This window comes from Halorubrum sp. F4 (genome assembly GCF_027257195.1).
In the GTDB taxonomy this organism is placed as follows: domain Archaea; phylum Halobacteriota; class Halobacteria; order Halobacteriales; family Haloferacaceae; genus Halorubrum.
This window is the reverse complement of record NZ_JAPDFS010000003.1, coordinates 290,641-307,866: the sequence shown is the minus strand read 5'-3', so window position 1 is coordinate 307,866 and position 17,226 is coordinate 290,641. Positions and strand designations below refer to the sequence as shown.

At 68.7% G+C, this 17,226-nt stretch carries 16 protein-coding genes; 3 read left to right on the top strand and 13 right to left on the bottom strand.

What is annotated here, in order from left to right:
* Window positions 1–1,677, top strand: a complete 1,677-nt coding sequence (locus OKW78_RS09990; protein WP_281195019.1) for an AarF/ABC1/UbiB kinase family protein — start codon at window positions 1–3, stop codon at window positions 1,675–1,677.
* A gap of 33 nt (window positions 1,678–1,710) precedes the next feature.
* Here the strand turns inward: OKW78_RS09990 and OKW78_RS09985 are convergent, their stop codons facing one another.
* From OKW78_RS09985 to OKW78_RS09955, 7 genes are all read right to left on the bottom strand, one after another.
* A complete protein-coding gene (locus OKW78_RS09985; RefSeq protein WP_281195018.1) occupies window positions 1,711–2,496 on the bottom strand; it encodes an FkbM family methyltransferase in 786 nt (261 codons plus the stop codon).
* 7 nt (window positions 2,497–2,503) lie between these two features.
* The gene (locus OKW78_RS09980) at window positions 2,504–3,655 is read right to left on the bottom strand and encodes a site-2 protease family protein (RefSeq protein ID WP_281195017.1); all 1,152 of its coding nucleotides are present in this window, start codon (window positions 3,653–3,655) and stop codon (window positions 2,504–2,506) included.
* Between the two features lie 165 nt (window positions 3,656–3,820).
* Entirely contained in the window at window positions 3,821–4,081 is a 261-nt protein-coding gene (locus OKW78_RS09975; RefSeq protein ID WP_112077467.1) for a hypothetical protein, read from the bottom strand.
* Window positions 4,082–4,501: 420 nt separating this feature from the next.
* Window positions 4,502–5,305 (bottom strand): molybdopterin synthase, encoded by an 804-nt coding sequence (locus tag OKW78_RS09970; protein ID WP_281195016.1) that lies wholly within the window; start codon window positions 5,303–5,305, stop codon window positions 4,502–4,504.
* A gap of 60 nt (window positions 5,306–5,365) precedes the next feature.
* Window positions 5,366–6,223, bottom strand: coding sequence for a 3-hydroxyacyl-CoA dehydrogenase family protein (locus OKW78_RS09965; RefSeq protein ID WP_281195015.1), 858 nt, complete (start codon window positions 6,221–6,223; stop codon window positions 5,366–5,368).
* 58 nt (window positions 6,224–6,281) lie between these two features.
* Window positions 6,282–7,934 (bottom strand): histidine kinase N-terminal 7TM domain-containing protein, encoded by a 1,653-nt coding sequence (locus tag OKW78_RS09960; RefSeq protein ID WP_281195014.1) that lies wholly within the window; start codon window positions 7,932–7,934, stop codon window positions 6,282–6,284.
* A 138-nt stretch (window positions 7,935–8,072) separates the two neighbouring features.
* On the bottom strand, window positions 8,073–9,011 hold the full coding sequence (locus tag OKW78_RS09955) for a UbiA family prenyltransferase (protein ID WP_281195013.1): 939 nt from the start codon (window positions 9,009–9,011) through the stop codon (window positions 8,073–8,075).
* Between the two features lie 284 nt (window positions 9,012–9,295).
* On the opposite strand from OKW78_RS09955, the gene OKW78_RS09950 reads away from it, so the two are divergent.
* Both OKW78_RS09950 and OKW78_RS09945 read left to right on the top strand, forming a co-directional pair.
* Window positions 9,296–10,099, top strand: coding sequence for a class I fructose-bisphosphate aldolase (locus OKW78_RS09950; protein WP_281195012.1), 804 nt, complete (start codon window positions 9,296–9,298; stop codon window positions 10,097–10,099).
* A complete protein-coding gene (locus tag OKW78_RS09945) occupies window positions 10,099–10,992 on the top strand; it encodes a class 1 fructose-bisphosphatase (RefSeq protein ID WP_281195011.1) in 894 nt (297 codons plus the stop codon). Before OKW78_RS09950 ends, OKW78_RS09945 begins: the two co-directional genes overlap by 1 nt.
* Window positions 10,993–11,404: 412 nt before the next feature.
* On the opposite strand, the gene OKW78_RS09940 is transcribed toward OKW78_RS09945, so the two are convergent.
* The 6 genes from OKW78_RS09940 to OKW78_RS09915 form a co-directional block, all read right to left on the bottom strand.
* Window positions 11,405–11,641: a hypothetical protein gene (locus tag OKW78_RS09940; RefSeq protein WP_122106657.1), complete on the bottom strand. Its 237-nt coding sequence runs from the start codon at window positions 11,639–11,641 to the stop codon at window positions 11,405–11,407.
* A 220-nt stretch (window positions 11,642–11,861) separates the two neighbouring features.
* Entirely contained in the window at window positions 11,862–12,890 is a 1,029-nt protein-coding gene (locus OKW78_RS09935) for an NAD(P)-dependent oxidoreductase (protein ID WP_281195010.1), read from the bottom strand.
* Window positions 12,887–13,558, bottom strand: coding sequence for a phosphate ABC transporter permease (locus OKW78_RS09930; protein WP_281195009.1), 672 nt, complete (start codon window positions 13,556–13,558; stop codon window positions 12,887–12,889). Before OKW78_RS09930 ends, OKW78_RS09935 begins: the two co-directional genes overlap by 4 nt.
* Window positions 13,559–13,637: 79 nt before the next feature.
* Complete coding sequence (locus OKW78_RS09925; protein ID WP_281195007.1) at window positions 13,638–13,916, bottom strand: zinc ribbon domain-containing protein; 279 nt, start codon at window positions 13,914–13,916, stop codon at window positions 13,638–13,640.
* A gap of 70 nt (window positions 13,917–13,986) precedes the next feature.
* Complete coding sequence (locus tag OKW78_RS09920; protein ID WP_281195006.1) at window positions 13,987–15,303, bottom strand: MFS transporter; 1,317 nt, start codon at window positions 15,301–15,303, stop codon at window positions 13,987–13,989.
* An 81-nt stretch (window positions 15,304–15,384) separates the two neighbouring features.
* Window positions 15,385–17,187: a PAS domain-containing protein gene (locus OKW78_RS09915; RefSeq protein WP_281195005.1), complete on the bottom strand. Its 1,803-nt coding sequence runs from the start codon at window positions 17,185–17,187 to the stop codon at window positions 15,385–15,387.
* Window positions 17,188–17,226 lie beyond the last annotated feature (39 nt).

Below are 17,226 nucleotides of genomic sequence, written 5' to 3'. Positions count from 1 at the left end.
GTGGTCACGCTGGTCAACCTCCGCGCCTACTGGCGCTTCTTCGTCGTGGTTCGGCGGTTCTCGCCGCTGATCCTCGCCTACTGGCGGGACCGCAAGCGGTTCCTGCTGTTCGGGCGGAGCCGAGACGTCGACGCGGCCACCCAACGCGAGCGTGCCGACGTCCTGCTCGACATCCTGCTCACGCTCGGCCCGACGTTCATCAAGCTCGGCCAGCTGCTGTCGACGCGACCGGACGTCCTCCCGCCCGCCTACATCGAGGTGCTCGAGGGGCTCCAGGACGACGTGCCGCCCGCCGACTGGGCGGAGTCGAAGCCGGTGTTGGAAGCGGAGCTCGGCCCCGTCGAGGAGACGTTCGACGACTTCGACACGGAGTCGATAAGCGGGGCCAGCCTCGGGCAGGTGTACACCGCGCGATTCGAGGGGCACGACGTGGCGGTGAAGGTCCGGCGCCCCGGGATCGAGTCGCTCGTCGAGGCCGACCTCCGGGCCATCCGCTGGTCGCTCCCGATCGTCCGGCGGTTCATCGGCGGCGGTCGGGCGTTCTCGATCGAGAACCTCTCCGAGGAGTTCGCGAAGACGATCCGCGAGGAGATGGACTACCGGCGCGAGCGGGAGATGCTCGAGGAGATCAAGGCGAACTTCGTGGACGACGACCGGATCCGGATCCCGGAGGTGTATGAGGCCGCCTCGGGCCCGCGCGTGCTCACGATGGAGTACATCGGGGGGACGAAGATCAGCCGGACCGACGAGCTCGACGCGGCGGGACTCGATCGCACCGCCATCGCGGAGACGCTCCAGGAGGTGTACCTCCAGATGATCATCGACGACGGCGTGTTCCACGCCGACCCGCATCCGGGGAACCTCGCGGTCGACGAGGAGGGGAGGGTGGTCTTCTACGACTTCGGGATGTCCGGACGGGTCGACCCGTTCGTCCAGGAGAAGATCGTCGAGTTCTACGTCGCGGTCGCGAGACAGGACACCGACGCCATCCTCGACACCCTGATCTCGATGGGGACGCTCTCGCCGGAGGTCGACCGCGACGTGATGGGCGAGGTGATGGAGCTCGCCATCGCCGACGCCCGCGGCGAGGAGATCGAACAGTACCGTGTCAACCAGATCATCGAGCAGGTGGAGTCGACCATCTACGAGTTCCCGCTACGGCTCCCCCGCAACCTCGCGTTGGTGCTCCGGGTCGCCACCGTCGTCGAGGGGGTCTGCGTCACGCTCGACCCCGAGTTCGACTTCATCGCGACCGCGACCGACTACCTGGAGGCGGAGGGGTACTACGAGCAGACCGCCCGCGAGATCGCCGAGGACGCCGGCAGACAGCTCCAGCGGACGACGGAGTCGCTCTTCACCGTCCCGCCGAAGGCCGACGCGTTCCTCGACCGGGCGAACCGCGGCGACCTCCACGTCGACGTCACCATCCAGGACGAGTCGCGGGTGCTCGACAAACTGGCGATGCGTATCGCCTACTCCGTGCTGCTCGCGGTCGGCGTCCTCTCGGCGACGATCCTCTACTCGTTCGCCGAGGAGTGGCGGCTCGCCGCGGTCGTCCTCCTGCTCGCGGCCCCGCTCGCGGTCGCGTTGTATCGGTCGTTCCGCAAGAAACGGCGGACGATCCCGGGGAATCCCCAGTTCACCAGACAGGGGATGCGCGAGCGGCGCGACGACTGACGGCGTACGTCGTCGACGCGTCGAGCCGGAGCGTCACCCCCGACAGACCCAGACGTCGCCCCGTTCTTCCACGTCGTAGTCGCGGTCGGTGAGCCACGACCGGAGCGCCTTGGCGTGGTCGCCGACGCCCCTCGATGGATCGCCCTCGGCAGTACCGTCGTGGACCTCGACGACGAGCAACGGCCGGTGGGTCCGGATCGTGGCATCCGCGCCCCGAAGCACCGCCAGCTCGTGGCCCTCGACGTCCACCTTGATCGCGTCGGGCGGGGGGATCGGGTCGCCGAGGGCGGTGGCCGCGTCGTCGCCGGCGACACCCACGAGGTCGTCGATCCGGTACACGGGAACCTCCTCGACGGCGGCGACCCGCGCGCCCCACCGAGTGGCTCGATCGCGGTCGAACGCGGAGCACTTCGAGAACGTCGAGCGATAGAACGGCACCGCTCCGCGCTCGTCGCCGAGGCCGCCCCGTCGGAGGTCGATCCGCTCCGTGAGATCGTTCCGGGTCGCGTTCCGAGCCAGCCGGTCCGCGCTCTCGCCGTTGGGCTCGAACGCGACGACCCGGCGGTCGGTGCCCGCGGCGAGCGGGATCGCGTGCTCGCCGACGTGCGCGCCGACGTCGAGAACGGTCGCGTCGTTCGGGAGCCGATCGAGGACGGCCAGTCCGGGATCGTCGCCGTGGGGGTTCGTCGGCTCGTAGCTCCAGTAGGTTCCCGCGACCGTGCGCTTCGGAGTGGCGATCCCGAGCGCGTACGTCAGGTCCGCGAGCCGGTAGAGCGTCCGGAAGCCGACCCGTTCGAGCCACGCGGGAACGTCGAACATCGCGGGATCAGGCCGTCACGACCTGTATCGGAACGAGCAGGAAACAGAGCGCGCCCGCGCCGAACGTGAGCACGCCGACGGCGACGCGGGGCCAGTCGAGCCGTGCCTCGTCGTCGGGGTTCGCCGGGCCGTTGAAGGCGATGACCAGCGAGAATAGCCCCCAAAACGCCCAGAGACCGACCGATTCGTCGAAACCCAATCCGCGACCGTAGTATAGGTACGCGGCGATCGCGAACAACGCGCCGGGAACGAGCGACGCGATCGTCTCCTGGCGCGGTCCGACCATCGCGCGGACCATGTGGCCCCCGTCGAGCTGGCCGACCGGGAGCAGGTTCAGGAGGGTGAAGAACATCCCGACCCAGCCACCGATGATCACCGGGTGGACCGCCCGGGTGGGATCGTCGTACGAGGTCGGCTGGCCGATCAGGTCGGCGATGAGCGCTAAAAGCGGCGGGTTGTTGAACCGGATCATCGTCCCGGAGCCGGTCGCCAGCTCCGCGGGAACGCGGATCGGGTCGAGCGAGAGCCCGACGGCGGTGACGATCACGGTTGCGACGAGCCCGGCGATCGGGCCCGCCGCACCGACGTCGAAGAGCACCTTCCGGGAGGGCATCCGGCCGCGCATCCGGATGACGGCGCCGAGCGTCCCGAACGGGAAGACGAACGGGATGACGTACGGCAGCGACACGTCGACGCCGTGATATCGCCCCGCGACGTAGTGGCCCAGCTCGTGGGTCATCAACACGCCGAGGACGGCGGCCGTGAACGGCCACGCCCGCAGCATCGAGAGGGGGTTCGCGCGGATCTCGGCGAGCGGGACGTAGTACCAGCCGTACGCGCCGACGAAAAGCGTCGAGAGCACCGTCGCGAGGAAGAGCCCGACGTTCACCCACGGGATCCCGTCGCGACCGTGGCCGAACGGGGTCGCGACGACGACGTGGCCGTCCTCGAGCGTCTCCACGTCGACGTCGTAGCCGGCCTCCCGGAAGGCCGGGACGAGCTTCCGGAGGAGCGTTCGCTCGGGGATGTACGACTCGCCCACGTACCGAACGCGACCGTCCTCGCGGCGGACCTCCTCGACGCGGAAGAACGTCCGGAGCGGGTCGGGACGGGGAACGTCGGCGGTCGCCGACGCCGTCCCGTCCTCGCGTTCTGACATCGTCGATCGTTGACCGTCGTCGAGTATAAACCCCGCGTCACCGGAGTCGGACCGGAGCCGGGGCTACGGGATCGACCGCGAAAGGAAGGCCGCGACGGCGGGGACACGCGAACGAGCGCGTCCGGTTCGTGGTCCTGATTCCGGCTCGGATGGTTCGGGGACCGATCAGGCGGACTCGACGCGCCAGGTGGTCGCGCCCGTGTACGACCACTTCTCGACGGTGAGTTCCGTGGCCGACTCGCTGAGTTTCACCATCAGCGCGCCGATCTCCTTCGGCGAGAGGTCGACGTCGTCCGAGATGAACTTCCCTTTGAAGTACATCTCGCCGTCTTCGGCGCGGTCGAGCAGGTACCGCTTCAGCCGCTCCTCCTTGGAGAGGTCGTCGGTCGTGCCCGCGTTCGTGGAGGGGTTCGCAGTCGCGCTCATGGTACATCCCGTCCATGGCGACGGGGGATGTTATAAAGGGGAGACCGTTGGACGGCCTTCAGGGGGATTCAGCACCTTTCAGGCAGCAAACGAACGCTAAAACGTCTCCAATGACGTTTCATAACAGTTTTAGAGGAGGTTAGAACGTTTATAGATCATTTAGGACCGTTCGATCTGATTCTCGACGATGCGTCTCCTCCGGAGGCCGATCGATCGTCGAGCGCACACTTAGCGGAAGAAATTGCCCATTCGGTGCGAGCGGACGGACCGATCCCGGTCGAGCGCGCGCACCGGAGACGGCGGCACGCCGGGACGGATCGTCCGGAAGTAGGGAGGAATCGACCCGGACCGTCGCGGATCCGTTCGGGAGTACGATGGGGTCGACCCGGGGCGGATCGCCGGCCGGTCGACTCCGAAGGCTCACGACCGTTGGTGAAGCCAGAACTCCTCGGACTCCGTGGTCTCCTTCTTGAAGATCGGGACCTCGTCCTTGAGCCGATCGATCCCGTCCTCGACGGCTCGAAACGCCTCGGCACGGTGGCCCGCCAGGACGACCACGAAGACGATGTCCTCGCCCGCCTCGATCACGCCCGTGCGGTGGTGGAAGGCCACCTCGAAGACGCCGTCCCGGTCGGTCAGATCCGCGCCGATCGCGTCCATGCGCTCGCGGGCGACGCCCTCGTACTTCTCGAAGGCGAGGTGGGTCGTGCGGTCGTCGTCGGGGGAATCGCGCGCACGGACCCGCCCGGTGAACGTCGCGATCGCGCCCGAGCGCTCCGCATCGGCCGACCGCTCGACCCGGTTCACGAGCAGTTCACGGGTGATCCACGGCTCCGCGGCGTCGAGCGCCGCGAGGAGGTCGTCGACGTCGACGTCCGCAGGGGCGTCCCCGCGGGCGACGACGTCCCCGGGCGTGTCGTCCGGGTCCGCGTCGGCCCCGAGGAGGACGGTCGGAAGCCGAAGCCGGGCGTAGCCGACCGCGACGAGGTAGTCGTGGTCGGGTGCCAGCCGGTCGAGGAGCGCGTCGAACCCGTCGACGGTCCCACGGCCCGTCCAGGTGCCGTCCGGAGCGAGCGCGAGGGTCGTGTCGTCGTCGGTTCCGGTCCCCCCGCCGCTTCCGTTCGACTCGTCCCGTCGGACGACGGCGACTCGACCCTCCAGCCGCTCAGCGAGCGTCCCGGCGAGGTCGTCGGCCCCGGGACCGAGTATCGAGATCGGTTGCATGCCCGAACGCGGGCGGCGAGCGGTTTAGGCGTTTCCCGAACCGCTCGCGAGGTCGCCCGGTCAGTCGTACTCGTGGAACCCCTCGCCGGTCTTCTTGCCGAGGTCGCCCGCGGCGACCTTTCGCTTGAGGAGGTACGCCGGCTTGTACCGGTCGCCGAGTTCCTCGTGGAGCGTCTCGCTGGCGTCGAGGACCACGTCGAGCCCGATGTGATCGGCGAGTTCGAGCGGACCCATGGGAACGTTCGTGCCGAGCCGCATGCCGCGGTCGACGTCGTCCCGCGTGGCCACTCCCTCGTCGTACGCGCGGATCCCCTCGTTGATCCACGGCATCAGGATCCGGTTGGTAACGAACCCCGGCTTGTCGTCCGACTCCCACGTCTCCTTGCCCAGATCGGCCGCGAACGCGTGGGCGAACGCGACGGTCGAGTCGTCGGTTCGCTCGCCCACGACGACCTCGACGCCCTCCATCACCGGGACCGGGTTCATGAAGTGGAGGCCGACGACCGCGTCGGCGCGGTCCGTCGCGCTCGCGATCGACGTGACCGAGAGCGTCGACGTGTTGGTGGCGAGGACGGCGTCGTCGTCGGTGACCTCGTCGAGATCGGCGAAGACGTCCCGTTTCACCTCGAGGTCCTCGATCACGGCCTCGACGGCGACGTCGGCGTCCGCGAGCGCCGCGAGATCGGTCGTCCCCTCGATCCGCGCACGGATCGCCGACGGCTCCTCGTCGAGCGTACCCCTCTCCGCGAGCCGCTCGAGGCTCGAGTCGATCCCCTCGAGGCCGCGGTCGACGTACTCGGGCTCGACGTCCCGCATCACCACGTCGTAGCCGGCTGTCGCGGCGACCTGCGCGATGCCGTGGCCCATCGTCCCGGCCCCGACCACGCCCACCGTCTCCACGTCGGATGGCTCGTTCATGGAACCCGCTGGTGCGGGAGCGGGACTAAGTATTGCGGTGTTCGCGGTAACGTCCCGCTCAACGGACGGGAACCGTCGTCGTGACGACGGTCCCCGTGGACCGGTTCGACTCGAAGGTGACCGATCCGTCGATCACCTCCGTACCCCATTTCACGAGCCAGAGACCGAGGCCGCTCGCGTGTCGAAGCGGGGTTTCGGTGCCGGAGTTCAGGACGTCCAGCTCGTACTCGTCGATCCCTGGTCCGTTGTCGATGACTCGGATCCGGGCGCGGTCGTCGTCGACGGCCGCGGTCACGGTGACCCGCCGGTCCTCCCCGTCGTTGTGTATCGCGGCGTTCTCGATCAGGTTGTCCACCACGACGGAGAGCCCCTCGGAGACGGCGGCGTCCTCGTCGGGGTACTCGAGTTCGAACTCGACCGCCGGGTACGCGTCGTGGGCGGCACGGAGGCTCCATTCGAGCAGACCGACGAGCGACGTTCCCTCCCGGTCGTTCACCGTGTCCTCGAACAGATCGATCGCGTCCCGGCCTTTCTCGCTGATCTCCACGATCCGTTCCGTGCGTTGCGTGATCGTCTCGGCCGTCTCTCCGGAGGTTCGTTCGGCGTATCCCTGGATGATGTTGGTCTCGGTGCGGATGTTGTGTCGCAACACCCGATTCAGCACCTTCAGTCGCTGCCGTTGTTGGAGGTACCGCGTCACGTCGTGGAGGGTGAACACGTATCCGAGCGTCTCGCCGTGCCGATCGGTGAGCTCGCTCACGCCCACGTCGTACGACCGCGACGCGGACCCGGTGCCGATCGTCAGGAGTTCACGCTCGCCGTCGGTTCGAAACGGTTCGTTCAGCGGGAGGAGATCGGATCCCGACGCCCCGAGTGCCCGATCCACGTCGAGATCGAGGATCTCGGCGGCCGCCCGGTTCACGTCGACTATCGTGTCGTGTCCGTCGACGACGACGACGCCCTCGTGGATGTGGTCGAACAGGAACTGTCTGGCCCGCCACGCCGGGGCGGGGTTGGCACCGAACATTCTGAACCGGTCGATGGCGCCCAGGTACGCGACGCCGGAGATCGCGAACGCGATCGGCGTCGGGTCGATGCCCACGTTCGGAAACGCCCCCAGGTTGTAGAGGACGTTCGTCGCCCACGGGGTCACGACCCCGACGATAAGCGCCGCGCTCTGTCCGCGGAACGCGGTCGCCCCGCTCGAGAGGAGCCCCAGTATCGGAACGATCCCGAGGACGGCGAGCAGGTAGGTGTATCCGGCGGCCACCGCGTACCAGATCCCCCCCTGTTCGACGAGCACGAACCCGTAGGCGGTGACGCCGGCTTCCCGGACGTAGAGGAGGCCGTGATACTCCTCGGTCAACGCGAGAAGAACCGTGAGCGCCGGAACGACGGACAACAACGCGACGTTTCGTCGGGTGAGGTACGCGTCGCGTCCCGTGTACTCGAGCGCGAACAGGATCCACGCGACGGGGACGATCATGACGCCGATCCAGCCGACCTTCGTCCAGAACACCGCCTCGGGCGCGGCCTCAGTCGAGAGGCTGAAGACGATACACGTCGACCACCACGACTGTCCGATCAACAGCCACACGAGCGGCGTTGCCCCCGGGTTCGGCCGCGCCCGCCAGGCGAGGATCGCCGCGCTGGTCCCGATGGCAACCGAGCCGAACAGGAGGGGGACGGCCATCGAAGTCGGGGGGAACACGTGAGGGCGTAACGAAACCCGGACATATGAATTATCCGGGAGATGTCGAGAAAACAAGGGTGATCGACGGTCCGCGGACGCCGACGGTGAACGGTTTACGAATAAAAAAGGACGAGCCGCGATCGGTCCCGACCGCGGTCAGATCCCCGCCGTGAAGACGAGGACGGCGAACACCACGAGGTGTTTCGCCTCGCCGGCGATGGCGAGCCGGCCCGGTACCGTGTTCCGGCCCACGAACCACGCGAGAACCAACGCGTAGCCGAGGCCGACGAGCATCGCCGCCGCGGCCGCGGTCGTCAGTACCCCGGACGACAGCGCGAGCACGACGAAGGCGATGAGCGACAGGTCGAGTCCGTACAGGATCTGCCGGGTTCGTGCGACCCCGAAGACGACCGGAAGCGTCGAGACGCCGACGGCCTCGTCGGCCTCGACGTCCCGGATGTTGGGGATCTCCGTGTTGACGAACGTATCGACGAGGAAGTACACGAACACCACCGCCGCGAGCGGCGTCACGGGCGCCCCGGCGAACGCGATCGGCAAGCCGACGACGGCGATCGCCCACGCCGAGGCGACGATCGTCGAGTTCACGATCAGGACCCGCTTTAACCGCCTGAAGTAGGACCCGAGCGACGGGAGCCAGTCGGAGGCGTAGAGGATCCAGAAACAGCCGGGAAGCAGGGTGATCGCGAGCGCGAGCGGGCCACCGGTCAGCGAGAGAGCGATCGCGAGACCGTACGTGACCGCGGTGAGGACCGACAGGAGCGTGCGGTGGCGCGTCACGAACGCGCTCCGTTCCGGACTCGATATCTCGTCGTCGGCCGCGTCGGCGATCCGATCGCCGACGTACACCGCGAAGGTGACCAGACCGACGACGATCGGGGCGGGATTCAGCGGCAACGACAACACCAGGTGTACCGTCAGGACCTCGATCATCGCGATGAACACGAGGTACGTCGAACTATACGTCAGGACGTCTCTGAACCGATACCCGGCATCGACGACCGATGCGGGCACCTCGGCGTGCCACGGAGCGACCGCGTCCGTGGACACCGGGGGTTCGTTCGTTTTGCTAGCCATGGGTTCGGCGGCGACCTCCGGACGGCCGATCCGTGGCGATCGCCGGATCGATCGTCGGCCCGTGAGATCCTCAAAGCAAGGGTCGAGACGACCGGGTGAACCCGGGTGCCGGCCCGGATCGCGGGCGGTCGCGTCCTCGATGCGATATTTACTACCTCAATAGTTAGTTATTCACACCCTATCGGAGGAGAGGCCTCATCTCCGGAGAACACGGCCGTTTCGCGGTCGAGGGATCCTCGAGCGACCATAGCCCTTTTTGGTAGCGCAACTGGAATTACCCACCGATGCTTCCTCACGCCGCCGACGAGATCTCACGGGACGGAAAGTCACTGATCCTCGCGTACGACCACGGCCTCGAACACGGGCCGGTGGACTTCGAGCCGAATCCGGCGACGGCCGACCCCGAGCGGCTGTTCGAGCTGGCGACCCACGAGGCGGTGACGGCGCTGGCCGTACAGAAGGGGATCGCCGAGGCGTACTACCCGGACTACGAGGACGACGTGAACCTGCTGTTGAAGCTCAACGGTACCTCGAACCTGTGGCGAGGCGAGCCGAACAGCGCGGTCAACTGCTCGGCCGAGTACGCCGCCGAGCTGGGTGCCGACGCGGTCGGATTCACCGTCTACGGCGGCTCGAACCACGAGGTCGAGATGGCGGAGGAGTTCCGCGAGGCACAGGAGGGGGCCCGCGAACACGACATGGGCGTCGTCATGTGGTCGTACCCGCGCGGACAGGGGCTGCGTAACGACGGGAGTCCCGAGGTGATCTCCTACGGGGCGCGGCTCGGACTCGAGCTCGGTGCGGACCTGGTGAAGGTGAAGTATCCGGGCTCCGCCGAGGCGATGGGCGATGCCGTGGAGATGGCCGGCCCGACGCAGGTGGTGATGTCCGGCGGGACGATGCGCGACGACGAGGCGTTCCTCCGGAACGTCGCGGACGCCATCGACGCCGGCGCGACGGGGCTCGCCGTCGGCCGAAACGTCTTCCAGCGCGACGACCCCGAGCGCATCCTCGACGCCCTCGAGGCCGTGGTTTTCCAGGAGGTCGACCCGGCGGAGGCGCTGGCCATCGCCGAGAGCGACGACTGATGACCGACCCCGATCCGATCGTCGAGGCGGTCTTCGACGCGGTCGCGGCGACGGCCCCGGAGATCCGCGACGCGCTTCCCGGCCGGCGCGTCGAGAGCGGGACGGAGAACCCCTCCGGCGAGACGGTGCTGGCCGGAGATATGTACGCGGACGAGCTGCTCGCCGAGGCGCTGGGAGCGGTCGATGGCGTCGGTTCCTTCGTCAGCGAGGAACGCCCCGAGGCGGTCGACGTCGGCGGTGCGGTCGGCGAGGGCGCGTACGCGGTCGCGATCGACCCCCTCGACGGCTCCTCGAACCTGCGGTCGAACAACGCGATGGGGACCGTCGTCGGCATCTACGACGCTCCCCTGCCGGCGTCCGGACGAACCCTCGTCGCCGCCGGCTACGTCCTCTACGGCCCGATCACGACGATGGTCGTCGCGGACGAGCGGGGCGTCCGCGAGGAAGTCGTCGAACGCGACGGCGACGGCGACGATCCCGGCGTGACCCGGTCGGTCGTCGATGACGACCTGACGCTGCCCGACCAGCCGACCGTCTACGGCTTCGGCGGGCGGGTGCCGGACTGGCCGGACGCGTTCCGGGAGTACGCCCGAGAGATCGAGAACGAACTCAAACTCCGGTACGGGGGCGCGATGGTCGGCGACGTGAACCAGGTGGTGACCTACGGCGGGGTGTTCGCCTATCCCGCCCTGGTCGACGCCCCCGACGGGAAGCTCCGGCTCTCCTTCGAGGCGAACCCGATCGCGTACATCGTCGAGTCGATGGGCGGGGCTTCCTCGGACGGCTCCGGCTCGATCCTCGACGTCGAGCCCGACGGGCTCCACGACCGCGTCCCCCTCCACGTCGGCAACGAGGAGCTCGTCGACCGGCTCGAGAGCGCGCTCGACGAATAGGAACGGGACGGAACGGTTTTAGGGGCCTTTGTTGCGGTGGCGTGCGCCTGCGAGCGCCCGAATGGGCGCGAGCAGTCCGCGCGAGGGACGCGACGAGTGAAACGAGTCGCGAGGCTGGGGAGGCGTGAGGTGCAGGGCTGTGCGGTCGGGTGGGGTTCAAAGGGGCAGCCGCGAGGGCGAAGCACACCGACGTAAGGACCGCAGGAGCGAACGAAGTGAGCGACGAGGACCACAACGAGGTGCGCGAGCCGTCGCGGCTGGGGCTTTGGAGGTGTTCACCACACCAGCAACTCCGTACCGCCGAGCGACTGGGATCGTGGCGGTATTGTCCGGACCGGCAGCCGATGTACGACCGGACCTCCGGGACGGCAGGTCGTCCTCACAGACGCCCGCTCAACCGTGTCGGATCGGATCAGATCTTCATTACTACCACGGCAGCGACGACGAGGACTCCGATATGTGTTGCGTTGACCAGCCCGTTCGTCTCCGTCCGTCCCACGATCACCGGCAGGATATCCAGATACGGTGCCCACGAAGGCGCTCCTGCGTACGGCGCGAGGAAGTTCCACGCCGCCAGCAGTGCCAACCCCACCACGGCGTACCGGATACCGTTGCGGACGTGTCGAGCGGGTCCGACGCCGGTGCTCATGTGTTCGCCTTTGCGTGCGCCGGGAAAAAAGTAGGTTAGTCAGGGAGTCTGTAGAACTCACACGCCTGGGAGGACACACGTTCACAGTAGCGCAGTATCTTTGCTACGGGGAAGACCGAGCGCCTGGAATCCTGCGAGTGATAATCACGCTAGCAACGACGGAGAACCGAACGATTCGAACGTCGGACACGGAAGCGGATTCACACCGACCTACGCTCGCTCACTCCGGCGGTTTCGACATCGCGTTCCCGGAAGCCGAGGGGTCGTACCCGACCCGCTCGCGGGCGTGCTCGATGTCGAACCACGAGTTCGGGTTGTCGCTGATCCCGTAGAACACCTCGAACGCCCCGCCCGCGAGGGTGTTCGGGTTCAGGTCGTCCACGTCCCGTCCGCCGTCGCCACCACGTTCAGCACCCCTATCGAGCCCGTCCCGGAGACACGCGTCCACCAGCCCCGCGCAGTCGCGCCGCGAGAGCCACGTACACCGCATCCGCGCGACCGCCTCCGCGTAGGCCTCGTCGCCCCGCTCGCAGTCGCCGCGAGCGACCGCGCGCTCGGCGTCGCCGAACGGGTGGTCGTGGGTCGGGTCGCGCACGGAGCCGATCCGGAGCGCGTAACAGTCGATCCCCTCGCGTTCGGCGTACAGCCGACACCACGCCTCGCCCGCGGCCTTCGACGCGCCGTAGTCCGAATCCGGCCGCTGCGGGCTCTCGCCGTCGACCGTGAGGTCGTAGTCGGGGTCGTACAGCGACGGCGCGTGCTGTTCCTCGTACATGCCGACCGCGTGGTTCGAGGAGGCGAACACGATCGTGTCGACGCCCGCCCGCGAGGCCGCCTCCAGGACGTTCCGCGTGCCGCGGACGTTGCTCCGTTCGACCGTCTCGTACGGAGTCGAGACCGCCGGCGTGCCCGCGAGGTGGACCACGGCGTCGATACCGCGATCCTCCATGACCGCCGCGAGCGACTCGGCCGCGTCCGGTTCGCCGACGTCGAGGACGACCGTCCCGTCCGTCCCCGTCTCGGTCCCTCCGTCGGCCCGATCGCCGTCGGTCGTCTCCTCGTCCTTGCGGTGTGGATGCGGCGTGCCGTCGCCGAGTTCGTCCGGGGCCTCCCGCCGGTCGAGGAGGACGTACTCGGCCGCCGAGTGTGCCGTGACCGCGGTGCCGACGGTGCCGTGCGCGCCGGTGAGAAGCACCGTGGCGGACGCGAGCGGGTCGTCGCCGTCGTTCGTGGAAGGATCGTCGCTCACGAGCTCGCACCCTCGTCGTCGCCCGCGGTCCACCGGCGCGCGCCGGGGAGGACCCCGACCAGCTTCGTCACGTAGCCGAACTTGAACAGCCCGACCTGTGAGAGCCCGCCGAGGACGAAAACCGCGAGGAACGGGAGCGCGGTGGGATCGAAGAGCAGCGGCTCGACGGTCAGCTCCTCTGCGGCCGTCGCGAACGACGCGGGAGTGAGCGAGCGCGACGCGAGCGCCGCGCCGATGAACGCGGTCGAGACCACGAGCGTCGTGCGCGTGAGCACGAACCCGAAGAGCGCGCCGACGGCGACGCCCGCGAGCGTCGCGCCCACGAGCAGCGCGGTCCCCTCGATCCCGGCCGCGTCGGCCGCGTACAGCGGCCCGACCGCGAACCGTCCCGCGAAGCCGCCGACGACTCCGCCGATCGCGAGAACGGCGAAGGAGAGCCCGGCGTACGCGAGGAACCCGCCGAGCGCGCCCCCGAGCAGGACGGCGGCGGCCGAGAGCACCAGCCCGTCCACCGCGATCAGCCCGGCGAGGTTCGGGGCCGCGAGGTAGCCCGCGCCCGCGCCGATCAGGAACCCGGTCAGCGACACGGCGTACACGGAGACCGCCGCGCCGACGAACGCGAGCAGGAGGCCGGCGACGACGACCCCCGCGTTGAGTGGCGTGAACATACCGTCACGTGTGCCGCCGTCCGTCTTAAAAGGTCGCGACGTGGAGGGGCCGTCGAATCGATGCACGGGCCGCGTCGGCTCACCGCGCCCGCTGTGCCGCCTGCCGGTCGAGGTGGCGCGTGTAGCCGCCGACGGCGAGCCCGAAGCCGACGACGAGGAGCAGGAAGCCCGCGAGCCGGGTCGTTCCGACCGTCATCAACGCGAGGATCGCGCCGAAGACGAAGGCGAACACGCCGGCGACGACGATCCCGGCGTCGACGAGCGGCGAGGGCTGGACCGCCTCACAGTGCGGACAGACCCGGGCATCGCCGGAGATGGGCTCGCGGCAGTCGACGCAGTGGACGCGGTCGCGGGGCACGGCGGACGTTTGGCGGCCGGCGGTAAATGTGTGTTCGGTCGGTCGCCGTTCACCTCGATCACCCTTCGGATCAGTCGTCCGCGGCGGCCCCGCTCGCGATGCCGGTCGTCTCGAGCGTCTCCTCGACCTGCGTCACCACCATCACGAGCGCGACGAGCGCGAGTGCCGCGCCCACGGCGAAGGGGACGACGAAGCCGAAGCCCACGAGCCAGCCGGACGCCAGCGGGCCGAGCGCGACGCCGAAGCCGAACCCCATGGTCAACACCGACAGCGTCGTGCCCGACTCGCCCTCGCGCGCGAGGTCGCCGGCGAGGGCGAGCGACGGAGCGAAGACGCACGCGACGGCGACGCCCTGACCGAGTCGAACGATCGTCATGAGGACGGGCGAGAGGACGATCCCCTGGAGCAGCGTCGTCGGTGCGAGGAGGAGGAACCCGGCCACCAGGAACGGCCGCCGGCCGATCCGGTCGCTCGCGCGCCCGACCGGCACCTGGAGAGCGACGTTCGCGATGGTCACCGCCGCGAACTGGAGCCCGAACCAGACGGGAGGTTGGTCCAGCCGGACGTTCACCTGGTTCTGGAGCGTCGCGTACAGCGCGATACACAGCCCCATCGCGACCGTCGCGACGCCGAGGACGAAGACGGGGTCGAGCAAGCGGTCGTCGCCGCGGACCCGGATCGAGAGGTCGTCGCCCGCCTCGGCCGCGTCGGCGGCGTCGTGGACGAGGAGGTACACCAGCGCGAAGCTGAGATACGCGCCGAGACAGGCGGCCGCGAAGGCGGCGTCGAAGCCGTTTATCACCGGAAGCCCGACCGCGGTCAGGTCGTAGGGGCCGTTGTCGACGACGACGCCGGCGAGGACGGGCCCGAAGCCGAAGCCGATCAGCCGGAAGGTGTTGAAGACGCCGAAGTTGCCGCCGCGCTGGTCCGCGCTGCCCGCGTACTCGTTGACGAGCGCGACCGTCGCCGGGATCGTCAACGCGGCCCCGAACCCCTGGATCGCCCGGAGGACGACGAGGATCCAGTAGGCGTCCGCGAGCGTGTAGAGCGCGCTCGCGGTCCCCAAAAGCAAGATCCCGGAGAGCACGAACGGTCGCCGGGTGGCCAGCCGATCCGAGAGACGTCCGGTGAACGGTTGGGAGAAGCTGTTGAGAAAGCCGAAAAGCGAGAGAACGAACCCGATGAGGAGTGGCTCGGTAAGCGTCACGCTCGTCGCCCCCACGCCGGCCGTCGCGCCGACGAGCGCGTCGATATCGATCAGGTCGCTGGCGACGTACAGCGGGAGGACGACGATGAGAAACGAGTTCCCGAGCGCGCCGACCATCCGCGCGAGCGCGAGGACGATCACGCGGCGGTCGGTCCCGACTATCTGCGAGATCGACCCCATTCGACTCGGCTTCGATCCGGGTCGTCAAGGCCCTTGCGGACGGCGGGAGGCGATCCGGTTTTCGGCTCCGCGACCGGTCGCCTACCTGGATGACGGCGTCGTCGCGGGGCGGTCGACGCCGCGAACCTCGAAGCGCGCGCCTTCCGTCTCGGACGCCGCCGCCACCTCCCAGCCGTGCGCGGTGGCGATCTCCTTGACGATGGCCAGTCCGAACCCGGTGTTTCCGGCGGATCCGCTCTTGCCGGGCTCGAACAGGTCGTCGCGGACTTCCTCGGGGATTCCAGGGCCGTCGTCGGCGACGTAGAAGCCGTCGTCCAGGTCGCCGACCCGGATCGTGACGGGGTCTCCGTCGACGGCCCCGTGCTCGATCGCGTTCCTGAACAGGTTCTCGAAGAGGTTCCTGAGTCGGTCCGGATCGGCGAGAACGGCTCCGTCGGCGACGACCTCGAATCCCGCCCGCTCGGTGTCGACCGTCCGCCAGCTGTCGGCGGCCAGCTCCGCGAGATCGACCGGCTCGGGGTCGCCGACGGTCTCGCCCTCACGAGCCAGCGTCAGCGTGTGCTCGACGATCGACTCGATCCGGTCGAGCGCGTCGACCGCGGCCTCGAGGTGGTCGTTGCCGGTCTCCTCGCGAGCCAGATCCACGCGGCCGCGGGCGACGTTGAGCGGGTTCCGCAGGTCGTGACTGACGATCCCGGCGAACTCGTCGAGGCGCTCGTTCTGTCGGCGAAGCGCCTCCTCGCGCTCCTTGAATGCCGTGATGTCCTCCTGGAAGCCGACCCAGCCGGTGACGCCGCCCTCGGCGCCCTCGTCCTCGCGGATCGGCGCGATGCTGACGCGGTTCCAGAACGGGGTGCCGTCCTTTCGGTAGTTCAACAGCTCGACGCTCGCCGGCTCCTCGGCGGCGATCGCCTCCCGAAGCTCGGCGACCGCCGCCTCGTCGGTGTCGGAACCCTGGAGGAATCGACAGTTCACGCCGACCGCCTCCTCGCGGCCGTAGCCCGTCATCTCGACGAACCGGTCGTTGACGTACACCATCGGGTTGTCCGGCAGGTTCGGATCGGTGATGGTGATCCCGACGGGGGCCTCATCGAGCGCCCGGCGTTTCGTCTCCAGCTCGTCGATACGGGACACCTCCGCGGAGACGTCACGGAGAATGCCCACGCTTCCCTCGAACTCCTCGCCCTCGTAGGGAAGCACGGCCATGTGGTCGCGACACGGGATCGGGTCGCCCCCCTTCGGGACGATGTCGACGCGGAACCGTTGGATGTCGGGCCCCTCGCTCGAGAGGATCGATCCGAGCCGGTCTTCGGCCTCCCGAACCGCCGCCTCGTCTTTGATCAGGTCGGGTTTGCTTCCGAGTATCTCCTCGCGGTCGTAGCCGGTCAGCGCCGCGAACGGTTCGTTGACGTAGTCGAACGTCCCCGTCTCGTCGACGACGTAGACGGGATAGCCGAGCGCCTCGAGCACCGTCGAGTAGCGGTCCGCGATCCGTTGCGTGCGCGACTCCTCGACGGCCTGCCGGACGCGGGTGGCGAGCCGCTGGAGCTGTTCGGGTCCGCCCTTCTGGAAGTACCCCGTGACGCCGGCGTTGAGCGCCCGGCTCGCGATCTCCTCGGACCCCTTCCCCGTGTACAACACGAACGGGACCGTCGGGTGGTCCTCCCGGAGCGCCTCGAAGAACGCCAGCCCGTCCGTTCCGGGCATGTCGTAGTCGCTGACGACGCAGTCGAACGATCCGGCGTCGAGCCGGTCCAGCCCGGCTTCCGGGCCCGTCACGCCCGTCACCGACACCGACGCCAGTTCGCGGTCGAGATACGCCTCGGTGAGGTCAAGCACCGAGGGGTCGTCGTCGACGTGTAGCACGTCGATCCGTTCCGTCATGGTCGATCCACGGACGGACCGGATAAACGCGTATCGCCT